General features: G+C 68.1%; 14 protein-coding genes. All 14 read left to right on the forward strand.

What is annotated here, in order from left to right; all coding sequences use genetic code 11:
• Positions 1 to 193: 193 nt before the first annotated feature.
• Complete coding sequence (locus tag ACF8LI_RS18845; RefSeq protein WP_392413813.1) at positions 194 to 8062, forward strand: PLxRFG domain-containing protein; 7869 nt, start codon at positions 194 to 196, stop codon at positions 8060 to 8062.
• A 33-nt stretch (positions 8063 to 8095) separates the two neighbouring features.
• Positions 8096 to 9106: a hypothetical protein gene (locus tag ACF8LI_RS18850; protein ID WP_392453855.1), complete on the forward strand. Its 1011-nt coding sequence runs from the start codon at positions 8096 to 8098 to the stop codon at positions 9104 to 9106.
• Positions 9103 to 9615 (forward strand): hypothetical protein, encoded by a 513-nt coding sequence (locus tag ACF8LI_RS18855; RefSeq protein ID WP_392413817.1) that lies wholly within the window; start codon positions 9103 to 9105, stop codon positions 9613 to 9615. Before ACF8LI_RS18850 ends, ACF8LI_RS18855 begins: the two co-directional genes overlap by 4 nt.
• Positions 9616 to 9639: 24 nt before the next feature.
• Complete coding sequence (locus tag ACF8LI_RS18860) at positions 9640 to 10098, forward strand: hypothetical protein (RefSeq protein WP_392413819.1); 459 nt, start codon at positions 9640 to 9642, stop codon at positions 10096 to 10098.
• 13 nt (positions 10099 to 10111) lie between these two features.
• On the forward strand, positions 10112 to 10783 hold the full coding sequence (locus ACF8LI_RS18865; RefSeq protein WP_392413820.1) for a hypothetical protein: 672 nt from the start codon (positions 10112 to 10114) through the stop codon (positions 10781 to 10783).
• Entirely contained in the window at positions 10783 to 12744 is a 1962-nt protein-coding gene (locus ACF8LI_RS18870; RefSeq protein WP_392413821.1) for a hypothetical protein, read from the forward strand. Before ACF8LI_RS18865 ends, ACF8LI_RS18870 begins: the two co-directional genes overlap by 1 nt.
• Complete coding sequence (locus tag ACF8LI_RS18875) at positions 12737 to 14824, forward strand: hypothetical protein (protein ID WP_392413822.1); 2088 nt, start codon at positions 12737 to 12739, stop codon at positions 14822 to 14824. The genes ACF8LI_RS18870 and ACF8LI_RS18875 overlap by 8 nt, the downstream gene beginning before the upstream one ends.
• Positions 14825 to 14826: 2 nt before the next feature.
• On the forward strand, positions 14827 to 15807 hold the full coding sequence (locus tag ACF8LI_RS18880; protein WP_392413824.1) for a hypothetical protein: 981 nt from the start codon (positions 14827 to 14829) through the stop codon (positions 15805 to 15807).
• 2 nt (positions 15808 to 15809) lie between these two features.
• A complete protein-coding gene (locus ACF8LI_RS18885; RefSeq protein ID WP_392413825.1) occupies positions 15810 to 16859 on the forward strand; it encodes a hypothetical protein in 1050 nt (349 codons plus the stop codon).
• Between the two features lie 56 nt (positions 16860 to 16915).
• Complete coding sequence (locus ACF8LI_RS18890) at positions 16916 to 17272, forward strand: hypothetical protein (protein ID WP_209803612.1); 357 nt, start codon at positions 16916 to 16918, stop codon at positions 17270 to 17272.
• Positions 17265 to 17765, forward strand: a complete 501-nt coding sequence (locus ACF8LI_RS18895; RefSeq protein ID WP_209803613.1) for a hypothetical protein — start codon at positions 17265 to 17267, stop codon at positions 17763 to 17765. Before ACF8LI_RS18890 ends, ACF8LI_RS18895 begins: the two co-directional genes overlap by 8 nt.
• A 9-nt stretch (positions 17766 to 17774) precedes the next feature.
• Positions 17775 to 18281: a hypothetical protein gene (locus ACF8LI_RS18900; RefSeq protein ID WP_046238392.1), complete on the forward strand. Its 507-nt coding sequence runs from the start codon at positions 17775 to 17777 to the stop codon at positions 18279 to 18281.
• Between the two features lie 6 nt (positions 18282 to 18287).
• Positions 18288 to 19133, forward strand: a complete 846-nt coding sequence (locus ACF8LI_RS18905; protein ID WP_209803600.1) for a hypothetical protein — start codon at positions 18288 to 18290, stop codon at positions 19131 to 19133.
• Between the two features lie 86 nt (positions 19134 to 19219).
• Positions 19220 to 19672, forward strand: coding sequence for a hypothetical protein (locus tag ACF8LI_RS18910; protein ID WP_392413828.1), 453 nt, complete (start codon positions 19220 to 19222; stop codon positions 19670 to 19672).
• The last annotated feature ends 8 nt before the right edge of the window (positions 19673 to 19680 follow it).

Raw genomic sequence — 19680 nt, forward strand, 5'->3', positions numbered from 1 at the left:
TCTACAACCGTGTCATCCGTCAAGCCGCCGAGGAGCAGCGAGCGATGTTGACCTCGCACCAAGAGCGCCGCGCTGGCAGCAAAGCCACAGCGTGATCACCCGTGTTATGAAGTAAAAGGCCCGCAGAAGCGGGCTTTTTTGCGTCCCCGGCTAGGGTTCGACCGCCACCGCACCTCTCCTTGAGAGTGGGGGGATGGCAAACGACACCATCTCCTATGAAGACGCGTTCAAGGGACCGGCGCCCCAGTCGCCCAAGGGCGCGGCAGCGGCGCCGATAAGTTACGAGGATGCCTTCGGTCTTAAGCCTTCCGAGCCAGCCGGCCGCAGCGCCACCGACTACGTCCGGGACGCGGCGGCCTGGGCAGCCAAGGGCGCCGTGGCCGTGCCAGAAGTTGTTGTTGGCCTGGCTGACATCGCCACAGGTGGGCGCGCGGGCAAGCTTCTGGAAAATGAGGGAGGTGCCGTCGGCTTCCGGCCGAAGCAGGCGCGGGAGGCCATCAACGAATGGCACTCTGACGCCACCAAGGAAGCCCAGCGCAAGTTTCAGGAGGCCGAGGGTCTGGGCGGCAAGTTCAAGGCCGCCGTTGAAAACCCGTCCAACATCGTCGGCGCGGTCGTTGAATCGCTCCCGGCCATGGGCGCGGGCGGCGTGGCGGCGCGTGCACTTGGTGCGGCCACGCGGCTGGGCCAGGCTGGCGCGAAGGGCGCTGCAGCTGCTGGCGCGCTGGGTGAGGGCGTCGTGGGCGCCGGCTCTGCTGCTGAGCAGATCCGCCAGGAGACAGATGATGGTCTGTTGACGCCTGGCCAGGTTGCGGCGGCGGCTGCCACGGGCGCGGCCACGGCGGGCTTCGGGTATGCCGGCGGGCGCGTGGCGCAGCGCCTGGGCATCGGTGATGCCGAGACCATGCTGGCCCAGGGCAACAAGGGCATTGCCAAGCAATTCGCCGACGATGCGGCCACAGCTGCGTCGAATTCACTGCTGCAGCAGCGCGCGGTCAAGAGCATTCCGCGTCAGGTGATCGAAGGCGCCATCTCTGAAGGCTTCCTCGAGGAGCTGCCGCAGTCGGTGGCCGAGCAGATCTTCCAGAACTTGGCGTTGGGCAAGGACTGGTCCCAGGATGTGGATACGGCGGTGGTGCTGGGCACGCTGTCGGGCACGGCCATGGGCGGCGGCGCGGCGGGGTATCGGGCGATGCGAGAGCCACGGGTGCCTGCTGGTCAGCCGGGCGATGCTGCCGCCCAGCCCCCGGATGCCGGCGCAGAGCCCGTGGGCCTGCCCGATGTTGCAACCTACGGGCCGGCCATCGACCAGATGGTGCGGCCGGAAAACCAGCAGCAGTACCGAGATGCACTGGCACGCGCTCAGGATGAATCCCTGTCCCCAGAAGAGCGAAAAGCCGCAGCGGATTCGCTGCACCAGGCGTTCAGCCCGGATCTGTTCCAGCAGGACAGCGAGAACCAGGCCGATGGCGAAGTGCCCGCCGGCTTGGCCAAGGTCCGCGACGAATTCATGCGTCAGTTGAGCGCCCAGCAAGAGCCCGTGATCGATGAAGCACGGCTGCGCGAGCAGGGCATCACGCCTGCGCCGCAACTCGATGCCGCGCGCATAGACGCTGCCGTCGGTGAACTGCGCCCGTCCGAGGCCATGGGCCTGGACCCTGCTGCCGGCTCCCTGTCTGCAGCAGCTGCCATTGCGGTGGACTCCGGCGCGGCGGCGCAGGTCCAGCAGGGCAATGCCATGGCCCATGCCGCTGAGGAAGCTGCACGCGCGCCAGCAAACAAGAAGGCTTCCGAGCGCCGGGTAACTGCAGATCCTGCCACCGGCGAGATCGAGGGCGGGGCCATGGCCACCTGGACAGATGAAGACCTGTCCAACGCATTCCGCTCTGCCCAGGCCAAGAACGTGCGCCTGCAGCTGGCGCGCGAGCTGTCGCGCCGCCGCGCCGAGCGTGACCAGCAGGCACCGGCCGCTGTGCCGGCCGCATCCGCAAATCCATCCACCCAGCAAGGAAGCATCGATGGCACACAAGCCGATCAAGCCCAGCCGCCGCGCGCGGAATCTTCGCCGACAGCAGGAGCGCAGAGAGCGCCGGTTGCAGGTCCTGCAGCTGCGCAGGGGCTGACCAATGGCTCCACCTCGTCTCAGCACGATGGCGCGCAAGCAGGTGCGGCGCCAGGCCCGCAGGCTCAAGCGCCAGTCCAAACTCCTGCCCAGCGCATCGACGCCGGCCGCGCGGCCTGGGCCAGCATGCCCACCGCAGAGCGCAAGGCCCTGGCCAAGCGTGTGGGCGGTGTAAACGCTGCCCTCAAAGGCAGTCTCCACGGCGCGCGCTGGGAGAACCTGAATGCGGAGCTGCAGCTCCGTCTTGCTGACGCCATGCAACCGCAAGGAGCAACCAATGATTCAACCGCACCTGCAGTACGGGTGGCAGATGAACGCCCAGCAGGCCCTGCGGCTGCTCCGGAGGCTGGGGGCAGTCAGCCGGCAGGACGCGCGCCAGATGCGCAGCCTGCTGGGCCGCGAGGTGGAAGTGCCGGACAGCCTGCTGCCGGCGTGCAACCTGCTCTACCTGGCCGAAGTGGCGCCAGCGAACAGACTGCCGCTGTAGCGCCTGCTGCTGCGCCAGCGCCCACGGCGGGCGAGCAGCAGGCCGTGGCCATCGCCAAGGAAGGGAACGACGCGCGGCGCGCCCAGCTGCTGGCCGCCAGCGAACGCTGGACCAGCATGCCGGCGGCCGAGCGCCAGGCGGTGGCCAAGGCCGCGAAGGGGTTGAACGCCCCGGCCCGCGCCGGGGCCCACACGCGGGCATGGGCTGACCTGGCGCCCAAGGTACGCGAGAAGCTGGCCGCCGCCATGCCCGATGCTGCTGCAGCACCTGCAGCACCTGCAGCACCTGCAGTCGTGGAAGCAGCTGCGCGGGAGGCGGCCACCAGCCAAGCCAACGACCTGCCCGAGCCCACCGATGCCCAGAAGGAGGCGGGCAACTACAAGAAGGGTCACGTCCGCCTGAACGGCCTGGACATCAGCATCGAGAACCCGGCCGGCAGCCGCCGCCGGCCCGAATGGCCTCCGCTGCTGAACCACTACGGCTACTTCAAGGGTTCCGTGGGCGCGGACAAGGACCATGTGGACGTGTTCATGACCGACCGTGCGAGCGATCCGGACCTGCCGGTGTTCGTCGTGGACCAGGTGAACCGAGATGGCTCGTTCGATGAGCACAAGGTGGTGCTGGGCGTGGCCGACGAGGCCGACGCGCGGGCAGCCTACCTGGGCAACTATGAGAAGGGGTGGACTGGCCTCGGCGCGATCACGCAGATGACGCAGGACGAATTCAAGACCTGGCTGCGTGATCCGGCGAAGACGAAGAAGCCGGCCGGCACGCTGCCCGGCGCAGCGCCTGCAACAACGAAGAAGCCGCGCGGCGTCCTGGCCAAGAAGGCAGCCGCTGAGGAGGCCGCCCGCGCCGACTACTTCACCCCGGGCAACATCGTGAAAGGCTACGGGGATAGCCATGTCCGCGTGGTCTCGTACACGCCCGCCAATGCCGATGGCGTCTGGAGCGTGACGGTGCGCCAGGTGGAGAAGCAGGGCTCTGGCTGGGAGGATGTGCTGGGCGTGCGCGAGCGCACCCATGCCACGCCACCCAGCGCCCGCGAATTGAAGGCCGGGCCGGTGGAGCGCACCGAGGAACTGCCGTTCCGCCGTGGCGAAGCCGATGGCCAGGGCCTGACCGACGACCAGATGGCCAACCTGCTGCGCATCATGCGGCCCGAGCCGGCGGCGTTTTCCGCCGCGGCGCGGGCCCAGGCCGTGGGTCAGGTGCGCCAGACGGTGGACGCCATCCGCAAGGGTTGGAGCAACGGGCCAGAAGTCGTCGTGGCCTTCGACATGAACGATCCGGCCGTGCCCGAGGCGGCGCGGCGCGCGGATTTGCGCCAGCGCAGCGGCGGCGCCAGTGGCGCGCCCGAGGGCTTCTACTGGCGCGGCAAGGCCTACCTGCTGGCCAGCAAGCTGAACACGCCCGCCGACGCAGCCCGTGTGCTGCACCACGAGGTGCTGGGCCACCACGGCCTGCGCGGCATGTTTGGCCCGGAGCTGAACAAGATCCTCAACCAGGTTGCCACCATGCGCCAAGCGGAGGTGGCGGCCAAGATCAAGGAATACGGGCTGCGCGGCGTCACGGACCTGAGCCGGCGCCATGCGGCCGAGGAAGTGCTGGCCGAGATGGCCGAGAAGACGCCGCAACTGCATTTCGTGCGCCGCGCCGTGGCAGCGATCCGGAACTGGCTGCGGGCCAACGTGCCCGGGTTCGGGCGCCTGAAGCTGTCGGACGCCGACATCATCCAGGGCTACATCCTCCCAGCACGCGAGTTTGTGGAGCGCGGGCAGCGCGCCGCGACCGACCGCATCGAGCCTGTGTTCAGCCGGTCGGACTCGCCGGCCATCACTCCGGACGCCATCATCGGCAGCACGCTGGGCAGCGCATCGAAGCATCCCGACTACGCTGCTGCCAAGGCGGGAGACGTTGAGGCCGCCACGCGGCTGGCCGTGGACCTCGTGACGCCTGAGATGGTGGCTAAGGTGGCAGATGCGCTGGGTGGTGCGCGGCCGCGTGTGCTGCCAGTGGCCGCCGAGGAATCCTCGGGTCGAAACAAGATCCCACGTGCCGTGGCCGAAGTCTTGGCTGCACGCCTGGGCCTCGAAACTGCGACGGGCATCGTGCAGGCGAATCGCGCGCGGCGCACCGGCCTGGATGGACTGGATCGCATCTTTGCACCTGTCGATTTCGCGGGCGCCGTAGAGCCGGGCGACTACCTCCTGGTGGATGACACCCTCACGCAGGGCGGCACGTTCGCGGCCCTGGCCAGCCACATTCGTGAAGGTGGAGGCAATGTGGTGGGCGTGGTTGCGTTGACCGGCAAGCAGTACAGTGCAAAAATCCAGCCCTCTCCCGAAACTCTGACCTCTCTCCGGCAAAAACATGGTGACCTCGAAGATCAATTCCGTGCAGCCACAGGCTACGGCTTCGACGCGCTCACCGAGTCGGAAGCCCGATACCTCGCGCGATTCGAGCCGGCTGAGCGACTCCGAGATCGAATCGCTGAAGAAGGACGACGCGCAGGCGAGCGCGCAGATCAAGGCAATCCTCGCCAAGGCGATGCAGGCGACGAACTGAGCTTCAGCCGCTCGCGGCTTTCGGAGCTCAAGGACAGCGCTCTGGACCAGCTCCAGAAGACGATGTCCCACCCGGGCAAGGTCTCTGTCTGGGACAAGACCATCGGCACCATGCGGCACCTCGCCGAGCGTGCGCCAGCCTTCAAGCCGGTCTACGAGACCGCCCAGCGCAACATCGACGACGTGTCCATGCTGGCCAACGATGCGGCCGACCGGGCGCCGCGCCTGCTGCCGCGTGTGGACACCATCGGCGATCTGGTGGGCAAGAATCGCAAGACGCCTGTTTCCGCCGCCGACAACAAGGCCGTGGCCAAGCCTCTTTTCGAGGGCACGCTGCTGTGGGGCCGGGACGTGGACGGCAAGGCCGTGCTGGTGGACGAGCTGACCAAGAAGTACGGCAACCTGCCCGCCGATGACAAGGCTCAACTGCTGCTGCGCGCCGGCCGCCTGGACGACCGGATGCTGCGCGCCTGGCGCGGGCTGCCGCTGGCCCAGTACGAAGCGCTGGTGAATTCTCGCTTCGAGAGCAAGATGCTCAAGGCAGGCGCGGTCTGGACGGATGCCGAGCTGCAGACGATGTTCGGCGCCACGCCCAACCAGATTGCCCTGTACCGCGAAGCGCGCGCGGCCATCGACCGATCCATCGACATGACGGCCCGCGCGGACATGATGCGCGCGCTGGGCGACGAGTACGCCGGCCTGCGCGACATGGTGCTGGACGCGCCCAAGCTGTCCGATGCTCTGGAGCTGCTGACTACCACGCTGCAGGAGGATGCCAAGGCCAAGCCGGACCTGGCCGACCGGCTGCTGCAGCTGAACAACATGGTGGTGGACCGGGCGGCCACAGCCAAGGACCTGCAGGACGGCGGGTATGCGCCGCTGTCGCGCTTCGGCCGGTACACGCTGGACGTGGTCGACCATCAGGGCAACCGCCAGTACTTCGGCATGTACGAGACCATGAAGGACGCCAACCTGGCCAAAATCCAGATGGCCCAGGCCTTCCCTGGCGCAGTGATCACGCAGGGCACCATGAGCCAGCAGTCCTTCAAGCTGTTCGCGGGCATTACCCCCGAGACACTGGAGATCTTCAAGGACATGGTCGTGGGCAAGGAGGCTGACGCCGCCACGCGCAAGGTGTTCGATGAATACCTGAAGCTGACCAAGAACAACCACAGCGCGCTCAAGCGCCTGATCCAGCGCAAGGGCATCGAGGGCTACAGCCAGGACGTGGGCCGCGTGGTGGCCAACTTCGTCTACAGCAATGCGCGCCAGGGCGCGGCGGGCCTGAACGCAGGCACCATGGACCGCGCGGTCAACGATATCCCGAAGGAACAGGGCGAGCTGAAGGACCTGGCCATGGGCCTGCGCAGCTACATCCGCGATCCTCAGGAAGAGGGCCAGGCCGTGCGCGGCATGCTGTTTGCGCAGTACCTGGGCGGCTCGCTTGCCTCGGCTGCCGTGAACATGACCCAGCCCTTTGCGGTGACGCTGCCCTGGCTCAGCCAGTTCGGCGGCATCCGTGCGGCCAGCGGCCAGATGGCGCGGGCACTGAAGGACATGGGCACGCGCGGCATGAAGTACGAGACCGATCTCGCTCACGCGCTGAAGTCTGCCGAGGACGACGGCGTGGTCTCGCCTCAGGAAGTGCACCAGCTCATGGCCCAGGCGCGCGGAGCGGGCGGCCTGCGCTCGGGCGACGGCACCAAGTCCGGCGATGCGCGCGCTGCGGCGGGCAATGCCTGGGAGCGCGCAAAGGTGGCATGGGGTCAGCCCTTCGCCCTGGCCGAGCAGTTCAACCGGCGCTCCACTTTCATCGCAGCCTTCCGCATCGCCAAGGCCCAGGGCATGGATGACCCGGGCGCCTTCGCGCGCAAGGCCGTGCTTGAGACGCAGTTCGTCTATTCCAAGGCCAACAAGCCCCAGTGGGCACGCGGCGCCGTGGGCGGCACGCTGTTCACCTTCAAGACCTATTCCGTCAGCTACCTGGAACTGATGCAGCGCATGTGGAAGCAGGGCGGCCCGGAAGGCAAGCGGGCTGTGGGCTGGGCCCTGGCCATGCTGCTGCTGATGGGCGGCGCCGGCGGTGTGCCCTTCATGGAAGACGCCGAGGACCTGATCGACGGCGTGGGCCAGATGATGGGCTACAACCTCAGTGCCAAGCAGTGGCGCAAGGAGGCGCTGGCCGGCATCGTGGGCAAGGAGCTGGCTGAGTTCCTGGAGCAGGGCGTTTCTGGCCTGCCAGGTGCTCCCATCGATGTGTCCGGCCGCCTGGGCATGGGCAACCTGCTGCCCGGCACGGGCCTGCTGCTGACCAAACAAAGCCGCGAGCGGGATCTGCTGGAGGTGGTGGGGCCGGCGGGCGATCTGGTGATGCGTGGCTTCAAGGCCGGCGGCAAGGCGCTCACGGGCGATTTTGGCGGCGCCGCGCTGGAGGTGTCGCCCACGGCCGTGCGCAATGCGTTCAAGGGGGCGGACATGGCCGCCAGCGGAATGTACAAGGACACCAAGGGCTACAAGGTGATCGACACCACGCTGGCCGAGGCTGTGGCCAAGGCTGTCGGCTTTCAGCCCAAGAGCGTGGCTGAGATCCAGGAGGCCAACAGCTTCATGCAGCGGTCCAAGAGCTTCTACAGCCTGACCAGCAGCGAGATCAAGGCGCAGTGGGCGGATGCGCTGTTCCGCAAGGACGAGGGCGCACTGGCGCGTGTGCGCGAGCGGTTGGCGGCCTGGAATCAGAACAATCCGGAGCAGCCCATCGTCGTCAAGATGCCCGACGTGTTGAAGAAGGTGCGCGAGATGGGCAAAGATCGCATTGACCGTATCGCGGACAACTCGCCGAAGGCGCTGCGTCAGCAAATGCGGGAGATGGCTGCGGACGCACGGTAGGCGCGCCCCCGCTAGGGTTCGACCAATAGCCGCATGCCCGGGAGACTCCTGGGCATGCCATCCACCCCCAAGCCCATCGGCCCGTTCCCCCTCGGAATGGACAACCGCGCGCCAGATTTCAAGCTCGGGCTGCCCGAGGGCGCCGGCCACCTGCTGCGTGATGCGCTCAACATCGATGTGACGGCCCAGGGCTCGCTCAAGACGCGAGGCGGTTATGCGTTGGCGGAGCAGGGCCTGGACTGTCATTCGGGCTGGTCGCCGCTCGATGGCTCGTATGGCCTGTACTGCGACTGCGGCGACATCTTCCGGATCGATGTGGATGCTGCTGGCGCCACTGCGCGCACCCAGGTCGCCGCGGGATACGGCCGGGTCACGCCAGTCGTGTACTGCGAGGTCAACGAGGCCGTGTACTTCACCGACGGCATCCGCGTCGGGTCCTATCACCCCGTGCCCGGCCCGACGCCGCGCTGGCTCGATGCCCAGCCGCAGGTCGTGGGCGATGTGCAGTTCTCCCTGATGCCGGCGGGCAGCAGCATTGCCTACCAGGGCGGCCGGCTGCTGGTGGCCGTGGGCTCGGCGCTGATCTACAGCGAGCCGTTCACCCCGGGCCTGCGCGACGAGTCGCGGGGCTTCGAGATTTTCCCGGCGCCCATCACCTGCATCGCGGCCGTGGAGGCTGGCGTGTTTGTGATGGCGGACAAGACCTATTTCCTGGCCGGTGGCCTGCCAGCGCAGTCCATGCGCGCGGTGTTGCCCTACGGCGCACTGCAGCAGCAAGCCGGGTATCGGCTCGCGGCCACGGGCGGCACGGACGGCGCGCACTGGATGAGCACGCGCGGCATCGTCTCGGCGCGGCCGGACGGGTCGCTGGTCAACCTGCAGGCCGAGCACATCGCCATGGAGGCCTCGGGCGCGGGCGCAACGCTGTACCGCGAGGCCGACGGCATGCGCGCCATCGTGGCCACCCTCTCTCAATCCCCCAGCACTTCGGCCGGCGTGGGCTCCTATGCCCAGGCCCGGCTTGTACGAAAGGCCCAGCCATGAACACCAACCACGCCATCCCCTGCGGCTTTGTTTACGACCTGGCGCTGCGCCGCCGCGCCGACGACGCGCTGGTGCACCGCGAGCGCCTGCACAACCGCGTGCCCAGCGAAGGCCTGGACCTGATCGCCAATGCCTGCTTCAAGGGCGCGGCCATGCCGGCCAACCTGTTCATCGGGCTCTGGTCCGGCTCCTATGTACCCAACGGCACCGAGACGGCCGCCACGCTGCCCACGCTGGTGACCGAGGTCACGCAGTACGACGGGGCTACGCGCAAGGCCTGGGTGCCGGGCAACGTTTCGGCCGGCGGCGTGAGCAACGAGCTGAGCCTGGCGCGGTTCAGCTTCACCGGCATGCAGACCGTCAACGGCGTGTTCGTGAGCAGCAGTTCGGGCAAGGGCTCGGACACCGGCGCGCTGCTGTCCATCGTGCGCCTGCCCGTGGCGCGCGCCGTCGATCCCGCCTTCTATCTGGAGATCCTGGCGGGCTTCCAGTTCATTTCCGTTTCCTGAACCAGCTTTCTGAGGACCACCACCATGACGACCAAAGCCTCTACCGGCCTTCGCAATCACATGCTCGCCACGGGCTCGCTCAAGGCGGCCCTGGATGGCGGCTTCCTGGAGCTGTACGGCTGTCCGGAGGTCTCGATTCCGGCCACGGCCGACGCCGCGCTCGACCCTGCCGTGCACAAGCTGCTGGCCCGGATCTACAGCGACGGCACCTCGGCGGGCCTGACGCTCAGCACCACGGCGGCCGATGGCTTCATCGAGAAGCTGTCCACCCAGACCTGGACCGGCACGGTGATCGAGTCCGGTACGGTGCGGTTTTTCCGGTTCGTGGGCGCCAGTGATGCGGGAGGCCTGTCCATCACGCTGCCGCGCCTGCAGGGGACTGTGGCGCGCGCGGGCGCCGACCTGAACATCACCAGCGTGGATCTGCCGGTGGGCGCGCCCCAGGCCGTCAACTTCTTCTCCATCGCGCTGCCGGCGTTCTGATCGGGGCGCAGGCATGGCTGCTGGAACGCTCGTCTACGAGGCCGGGGCCCTGGTTCCCCAGGCCGACGTGCTCGTGGCCGTGGTGGCTGCCGATGATCCATACCTGGGCCTGGACTTCCAGGACCTGATCGATGCGGCGCACTGGGCGTTCGGCTGGAACGGGGATGCGATCAACCCGTCGCGCGGCTTCCTGGACCTGGGCCTACCGCCGGCGCCGGACTTCGAGGTCCGCGCTCCGGCCCAGCTGGTGCGCACGATCAACGTGGGCCTGTACCAAGTCACAGTGGCCGGTGAGCCCGTCAGTGTCACGGCGGACGTCACTCTGCTGTACAAGGACACGAACGAGGGCGTGCATGAGTTCGACCTGGACGCGGCCGGTGCTGTGGTCAAGCCGGTCAACGTGCCTTCAACGGTGCAGGAGCTGCGCCTGGTGAGCCTGGGCGGTGGCTTCCAGGTAATCGACGGCGAGGTGTTGCTGGGCGAGATCACGGCAGCCGAACTGGCGGGCACGGAATTCGAGTGGCAAGAGATGCGGCCCTATGCGCTATCAGCGACGAACCGTGTGCAGGCCGATGGCGCCTTCAACGGCATTGATCGCCTTGCTGCCTTCTGGTGGAACGGCACCAGCGGAGGCGGCCCCTCCGAGTTCTGGACCGACTTCCTGCTGGCGCGCGAGGAGGTGTGATGCTGATCCACAAGGACCTCAAGGGCGATGCCGGCGGGCCAGAGCACCAGGCGCTCAAGGGCATGCTGGATGTGGGCAACACCTTCATGACCGACCGGCGCGACGGCAGTGAGGTGCAGCGCTCGGGCGAGTTCATCACCATGCGGCGCACGGGTGGCGAGGTCGTGCAACTGGTGTCGCTGTGGGAGCCGCCGGACGCGCGCCGCCTGACGGATGGCTATGCACAGGCCGTGCCCGACGATGTGGCGCCGCCTGCCCCGGGCGCGCCCGACGCAGTGCCCCGGGTGCAGCTCATGGCGTCTGCGCTCGACGAGCAGCAGGGGCCGCTGTCCTTCAGCAGCCTGGCCGCTTCCAAGCTGCAGACCCGCGTGCCGCGCTTCACTCGTGTCGAGACTCGCGTGGAGACGGCCGACCATGCTACAAAGAACGGCAAGCGGCGGCTGTTCTCCCTGGGCGACGGCACCGTGCTGCTGGTGCGCGAGGTCTCGGCGGCCGGCGACACGCGGTATTTCGCGGGGATGAATGGCTTCGCGCAGCCCGTGCGCCGCGTCGGCCGCTGCACGGGTGTCGAGCTGGTGCGCATGGACCCGGACCGGCCGGCCGGCGGCAAGGTGCTGCTCTCGTTCGGCGTGCACAGCGGCCTGGGCTTTGATCCGGGGTCGCGCTCCATCGACTTCCTGGCGGACAACGATCTGCTGTACGACGCGAACAAGGTCTACGCGCCCAATGCGGGGCTGCTGTTCGGCCGGGTGCTGCTGAGCATGCGTGCCGATCCCAGCAGCACCTATGCCGTGGCCGAGCCGGCCATGGCCAAGCAGGATGGAAAGAGCTATTTGAGCCTGGTCGCCGTGCATGGCCTGGCCGAGGACTGCTACCACCCCGATTCCTCGGGCCTGTACCGCCTGACCTGCACACGCACCACGGCCGATGGCGTGCAGACCTCCAAGATCACCATGCCGGCGGCCCTGACCGCTGGGCAATACATGGCGCCCGTGGAGATGGACCTGGTGCGCCTGTCGCCCCAGACCCTGGTGCTGTCCCTGCGCATGACCACGCTGCGCCTGCCGGGCGCCGGCAGCGTGTCCGCGGCCAGCGCGGGCTGGGCCTATCTCTGGAGCGATGACAACGGCGCCACCTGGGTCCATGTGCCGCATACCGGGATCACCGATGGCAACGCCGCGCCCGTGATCGCCGCCATGGTGCCGCGCGACAAGGACACGCTGCTGCTGGTCTCCGCGCTGCAGCTGGACAGTCTGGTGCCCGCGCCCGATGCGGCCAGCGTGCAGGTCTATGCGTTCACCCGCACCGGCGCCACGCGCATCAGCACCATCCCGGGCAGCCGGTTCAGCGCAGGGCTGCATGCTGGCGATGTGATCGGCGGCCTGCGGCACTACCCGCCTTACTGGGCCGTGGGCTACGGCGGCGGCGTGCGCGTGGACAGGAAGCCGCTGCTGTGGGTCCAGTTCGATCCCCAGTACATCCACGCCGAGGGCTCGCCGGGCGTGATCGACTATCCCGGCAGCCGGGCCCAGCTCATGGTCTCCGATGACGGCGGCGCCACCTGGGAGCGGCGGATGCTGCCCCAGCCCTGGCCCCAGCGCGTGGGCTTTGTCGTGGCGCTGGACCAGCGCACGCTGGCCATCCCCGTCTACGGCCCGCGCCAGACCGACGAGAACGGCGCCATCCTGCCGCTGGCCGTGAAGCTGCACACCAGCCGCGACGGGGGCCAGCGCTGGCGCGCCACGGCGCTCAGCATGCGCTTGCCGTACTGGGCCTGGGTGGACGGCCAGCTGCTGCCCGGCTCCAGCGGCTACGACATCGACGACTCGCGCTTCGACTTCAACCGCGGCGAGCTGTTCCCCCTGCTGAGCCTGCGCGACGACAACGGCGAGCTGCTGCCCATGAACCCCGGCCGGCCCTGGATGGCCGACCACCGCGCCAAGGAGCCCGCCAATGGGTAACGCGCTGATCAAGAACAAGAAGCTGGTCGAGTTCGTGCCGGCCACGCCTGCGGACCCGGGGTTTCCGGGGCAGCCGGCCATCCCCGAGCGCATCACGTACGAATGGCGAGATGTGCGTGTCGAGGCCGGGCCGCATGAGATGCAGCGGCTGGAGCAGGCATTGCCCGGTGGCGAACGCCTGGTGACCTGGCGCACGCCGCTGGATGTGCTGCGCGAGCGCGTGGGCAACCCATCGTTGAGCGCAGCGACAGCCCACTACAGCGATGTCTGGGCCTACGTTCAGACATCCGACTATGCCGACGCCCAGCGCGTGCCCCTGACCTGGACCAGCGCCTGGATCATGCGCCGCGAGAACGTGCGCATCGTGATCCCCGCCCAGCCCGCTATTCCCGCGCGGCCGCCGAAGGTCGCCACCCCGGAGCGCCGCACCTACGACTGGCACTTCGGTTGGAACGGTGGAGCGCACAGCCTGCGCGAGCTGCCGGCCAACTGGATCGGCACGGCCGCCTTCGTGATCGGAAAGCCTGTGGGCGCCGTGGTGGGCTTCACCCTGGCCAGCCAAGTGCCGCGCACACGCCGGTCCTCCTTTGTGAATGTGGAGTACGGCCTGCTCTTTGGGGATGGCCAGGTCAACGTTCGCCATGCTGGCGTCACGCTGCAGCGCGTGGGCTCGATGACGGGCAATGACACGGTGCGCGCCCAGGTCGGAGGCGGGCGCATCGAGTGGTTCCTGAACGATGTCAGCGTCCACAAGGGGCGCTTTGCGATGACCGGACCCTATGTGCTCGATGCTGTGCTGTATGCCGGTGATGACGTCGTGGACGCGCCCCGGCTGCAGGACGGTGTGGTCGAGCAGGACGGCACGGCCGTGCTGAACCTGGCGCCGCTGCAGGTGGAGGGCCAGGCGCTGGAGCCTTTGGAGATCCGCATGGGGCTGCAGCCGCTGGACCTCTTCGCCGCTGACCGGCCGCTGGCCCAGGTCAAGGCGCGGCTGCAGCCCCTGCGCGTGGCCGGCGACCCCATCCCGCGTGGCGCGCTGCGGCTGGCCGGCGCCCAGGTCCGGGCATCGGACGCCCGCAATGACGCCGTGGCGCGGCCCACGCTGGCGCGCCTGCAGACCACGGCCGAGGTCGAGGTGGGCGAGGGCGCCTGGATCCCGCAGTACTCCATCGGCACGGTCTTCGTGCCGCCGCCCGTGGTCAACGGCTCCATCATCAGCGGACAGGGCCACGACTACCAGATGCGCCTGGGCCCGGCCTTCACCGTGGCCTCCCAGGACCGGCATGCCGAGGGCCGGTTGGCCCTGGGGCCCGTGCAACTGCTGTCCGATGTGGAGGCGCTGACCCACCTGGTGCGGGCGCAGGACCTGCTGGGCGCCGAGGCGGCGCTGACGGCCAGCGGCTATGTGATCGTGGTCATTGCCGAGCGCGTCGGAGCCTCGGGCGCGCTGACGCTGGGCGCGGCCGGTCTGGTGCTGGACGTGCACGAGCAGATCGGCAGCGCGGCCGAGACGGAGATCTCCGGGGCTATCGTGGCCAGCGTGCTCGAGCACCTGGGCGCCGTGGAGCGCTATCGGGCGCTGGTGTTCCGGGTCGTGGACGGCCAGCCTGTGCTGGTCGATCCCGGGCATGCCTGGGTGGTCAATACCGAATCCAGCGCCTCCACCCGCTACGAGGGCTACGCCTTCGAAAGCTTCATGACCGTGGGCGGCCGGCAGTTCGGCTTGCGTGCCGATGGCGTCTACAGCCTGGGCGGCACCACCGATGCCGGCCTGCCCATCGAATGGGGTGCGTGCCTGGGCAAGCACGACTTCGGCAGCCAGGCCCTCAAGCGGCTGGAGTCGGTCCATGCCGGCGTCTCGGCCACGGGCCAGCTGTATGTGCGCATCGGCGACGGCCAGCAGACCTACACCTACCGCGCGCGGCGCGTGGATGCGGCGCAGCGTGTGCAGCGCTTCGATCCGGGTCGGGGCCTGGCTGCCAACTACTTCACCTTCGACTTGTTGGGCGAGGGCGCCGCCGAACTGGACAACATTGTTTTCGGCGTGGTCGCGGGCCAGCGCCGGATCGGGAGGGGCTGACCATGGCCAATGGACGTGCGCTGCCATCAGCGATTTTGTTTGACGAGCTGCTGGGCCGTGCCTGGGGCATTGCGCTGCAGAAGTACGGCGAGGCCCAGGCCATCGAGTCGCCCGTGGCATCCTTCACGCCGGCCCGTACCGATGGCGCCTACCGGCTGCCGCAGTACAGCAGCGGATTCGATCCGGCGGATGCAGGCTCCTGGGTGGCCCAGCACGACCAGGCCCTGGCCAGGCAACTGGGTCAGGTGGCCGACGAATGGGCCGTGGAGTTTCAGGGTGTGATGGACCTCGTGGCGCCCGTGGGCCCGGGCTGGCGCAATGCCGTGGACTGGCTGCGCGCCACTATGCATGGCCAGGACGGCCTGGGCTATGTCGGCCAGGACCACCGGATGGCCCAGTCCCGGCAGCAGGGCGTGCAGGTGCTGGGCGGACTCAACCAGCGCGGGCTGCCCGTCCCGCCCGGCGCGGCCCAAGCGCTGCAGGCCGTGGCCGGCGGCGTGGTGGACCTGTACCAGGGCCGACTGGCCGCCCAGATGACAGCCGACCGCGAAGCCGAGCGCCGCCGCCTGCTGGTGGACGCCATCACCGAGCTGGCGCGCCTGCGCAATGCCGCGCTGGACACAGCCATGGACTTCGTCTTCGGGCGCATGAACATCATGTACGACGTGTTCGGCCGCAACAACGAGTACCTGACGCGCGTGCGCCGCGACGACCAGGCCCTCGCTGCCCAGATGCAGGTGGCCAGCGCCGAGCTGCAGCGCTGGGACGCCCAGGTCCTGGCCAACCAGGACGGCAGCGCGGCCTCGCAGCGCACCGTCAAGGCCATGAACGACCGCGCGCTGGAAGTCATCGGCCTGAACGTAGAGCAGCAGGTCAAGCGCCTGCGCCGCCTGTCCACCGGCTCCGCAGCGGCGCTCAACAGTGCCGGCGTGTCGGTGAACTCGCAGGCCACCGAATCCAACACCGTGAACGCCGAGGAGTAAGCATGGCAACCACCGGCATCGCAATGCAGGGCCTGTCGGCCGCCATCGTCTACACCGCCATCGACAAGATCGGCAAGATGATCACGGACGCCGAAGGCCGGATGCAGTCCAAGATCGGCCCGGCCATTACCCAGATCATCGATGGCATCCCGGGCGAACCCGAGGTGGCCAAGGCTAAGCACAGCAACAGCCTATCGGCCGTGCTGACGGCCCTGGGCCCGGCCTCGGGCGAGGCTTCGGCCCCGGTCGTGGGCCAACTGCCCCAGGTCATCGAGCAGGCCGTGGGTACGTTCTTCACCGGCTACAGCAGCGTGGTCAACGACCTGTTCCCGGGTCTGCTGGACGCTGGCGCCGATGCGGATGCCTGGATCCAGTCGGCTCTCGCCTCGGCCGTTGGCACGACCTACATCGAGAGCGTGGACCGCGTGGCCGGCGACACCGCTTTCGCGCTGGCGCGCAAGGACGCCTGGACTGGAGAGCGGGATCTGCTGGATGCCGCCGCCGCCAGCGGACACCGCTTCGCCCCGGGCGCCACGCACAACGCCATCGCGCGGCTGCACGCTGAAAGCACCCGGGCAGCAGCCGATGCCATCGCCGCAGTGCACGCCGCACGCCTGCGCGAAGAGCGCGAGACCAAGATGCGCCTGGTGCGTGCAGAGCTGGACCAGCGCATGGACCGCATCAAGCAGCTGCACCAGCAGACCGCCCAGGCCTTCCGCGACAAGCTGCGCGCCCGGGGCCTGTGGATCAGCGATCAGGACGCCGTGATCGACAGCTACAACCGCAGCTACGCGCTGCCCGCCCAGTTCAACGCCCGCCTGGCGCAATTGGCCCAGGAAGCAGCCCAGCGGCATTACAAGAGCACGGCCGACGCCCTGCAGATCAGCGATGTGGCCGTGGACGTGGCCAAGCTCAAGATGGTCAACGGCCAGGAAATCGTGGACTTCCTGGGCAACATGATTACCACGCTGAACAACCAGGTGCGCGCCAGCGGCAGCTACAGCGGCAGCGAGCGGGATGTGACGGACTGGGATTCGATCCTGAACCCTTGAACCTTGCCCCCGGCTAGGGTTCGCCTCCAGCGGCCCTGCCGGGAACACTGCGGGGCATGACCAAGCCGGCCACTCTCAAACTGCAGATCTACCAGGGCGCGACGTTTCGTAAGCGCCTGCGCTGGCTCAATCCTGACAGAACGCCCATCGACATCACAGGCTGCACGGCCCGCATGCAGGTGCGTGAGGAGGTCGAATCCACAGCCGCGCTGCTGGAGCTGACCACCGAGAACGGGCGCATTGCCCTGGGCGGCACGGCCGGCACGGTGGACCTGCTGGTCGATGCAGACACGACCGCCGCCATCACCTGGAGCGGCGGGGTGTTCGATCTGGAAATCATGCACCCCGGCGGCGAGGTGAAGCGCTTGGCCCAAGGCTCGCTCTGCGTGAGTCCGGAGGTCACCCGTGACTGATTTGCTGATCGTCCAAGAGACCGAGATTCTGGCCGAGGAAGCCCAGGATTCGGTGCTGGTCGAGCAGGTCGAGGAAATCGAGATCCTGGCGGTGGCTGAGCAGGGGCCGCCTGGCCGCCAAGGTCAGCCAGGGCCGCCCGGCGGCGCCATCACCGTCAAGGTCGGCCCGCTGCCCATCAGCGGCCACAGCGCGGTGGCTTGCAACGCCCTGGGCGAGCTGATCGCCGCCGACGCGACCAATCCCGCGCACCGTGGCGCCGTCCTCGGCGTGGTGGCCGACGCCTACAGCCCCGGCGACGACGCTGTAGTGCAGACCGGCTTTGTGCTGGAGCACAGCGGCTGGACCTGGGCGCCCGGCCCGGTGCTGGTCGGGCTGGGCGGCCAACTGGCCCAGGCCCCGCCTGCTGGCGCGCTCTTCTCCCAGGTCATCGGCCAGGCGCTGTCTTCCACCCGCGTCCTCATCGACATCAACCCACCAATCACCCTTGCATAGGAGGCCGCCATGGCTGCCAAGAAATTTCTCCGCCTCGTCAACAACTTGGTCACCGAGGTGCTGGGCATCCAGACCTCGGCCGGCGCGGCCAATGCGGGCGACATCGTGGCCCTGGACGATTCGGGCCGCATCGACAACAGCATGATGCCCGTGGGAATTGGCGCCGACACCGCCGTCATCGCAGCCAGCGAGGCGCTCGCGGCCGGCGACTGGGTCAACGTGTGGAACAGCACGGGCGCCAAGGTCCGCAAGGCCGACGCCACAACGTCCGGCAAGGAGGCCCACGGCTTCGTGCTGGCCGCCGTCACCAGCGGCGCCAACGCTACGGTGTACTTCGAGGGCACGAACACCCAGGTCACCGCCCAGACCCCTGGGCCTGTATTCCTGCAGACCACTGCGGGCACGGGCGGCGCCACGGCACCCAGCGCATCGGGCAACGTGGTGCAGCGCCTGGGCGTGGCCGTGAGCACCACCGCCGTGAACTTCGAGGGCGGCGTGCCCGTAGTGCTGGCCTGATCCGCCATGGCTTCTCGGCGTCCCCTGGTCAACGTCAGCGGCAGCATCCGCGAGCTGCCCACGGGCGACACGCTGCCCGGCGTGCGCGAGCTGCTCACCGCCGCGCGCACATACTACGTGCGCACAGATGGCAGCGACAGCAACACCGGCCTGAGCAATACAGCGGGCGGGGCATTCCGAACAATACAGAAGGCGGTTGATGTTGCTGCAGCCATCGACAACGGCAATTTCGACATCACGATCAGCGTGCAGGCGGGCACATGGACGGCCGGGGCAGAGCTGAAGGAGACCGTCGGTGGCGGCTATATCGTCATTGACGGAGGATCCGCCGCAGCCTGCACTGTTTCAACAAATGGCGCCAGCTGCTTTGCCGCTCCTCGATCAACGCGCAACAGCAAATACCGTCTGCAGAATATGCGGTTGCAGACAGCAACGTCTGGGTATGCAATTGCCGCGTTTGGCGGCCCTTCCAACATTGAGTTCCAAGGCATCGACTTCGGCCCTACACCCGGGGCGCAGATATTCGTCTCTCGAAACAGCAACGTGACGGCAATTGGCGCATATACGATTTCCGGAAGCGCGCTTGCGCATGTGATCGCGTCAGAATACGGAGCATTTACTGCTGACTCTGTCACAGTAACATTGACTGGCACGCCAGCATTCGGTACAGCATACGCTGCAGCAGTTCGCATCGGCTTCGCCTCATTCAACACGACAACCTTTGTCGGGACTGGCACAGGGCCGCGCTATCTCACAAACAATGGGGGCGGTGTATTCGTCGCTGGCGCCGGGGCGTCTGTATTGCCAGGGAATTCTGCCGGAACCGCAACGACCCCAGGGTGGTACGCATGACAACATACCAGCTCACAGGAGAGGGGTTCGTTTACCGCTGGCGCGACGGCGTGCGTGCGACGATATCACTGGCAAACGATATATCGGTGCAACCTAATCCCGATGCCGTCGAGTACCGCGCCTGGCTCGCAGCCGGCGGCGTGCCCCTGCCTGCCGAACTGCCGCCTGCTTCAGAGATCGCGGCGCGCCTGCGTGTGACCCTGGCTGCAGAGTACCGCAGGCGCATGCAAGTCATCGCGGCCGGCTACCCGCTGAGCGAGCGCGAATCCTGGCCTGTGCAGACCCAAGAAGCGAGGGCGCTGGAGGCTGATCCCGCAGCCGCAACGCCCTGGATCGATGCCGCCGCGTTGGCGCGTGGTCTCGACCGCCTGGTTCTGGCCGAGCGCATCCGCGAGAAGGACGACAAGTACCGGCAGGTGCATGGGCTGCTGACGGGCACGCGCCAGCGCATCGAGGACCAGATCGACGCGGCGGCCGACGACGCCCTGGCGCTGTCGCAGATTGATGTCGCTGCCGGCTGGCCTGCGGCCCCCGTGTAGGGTTCGCC

Origin of the sequence: Delftia sp. WSY_12 (genome assembly GCF_043104645.1) — a bacterium.
Classification (GTDB): Bacteria; Pseudomonadota; Gammaproteobacteria; order Burkholderiales; family Burkholderiaceae_C; genus Comamonas; species Comamonas tsuruhatensis.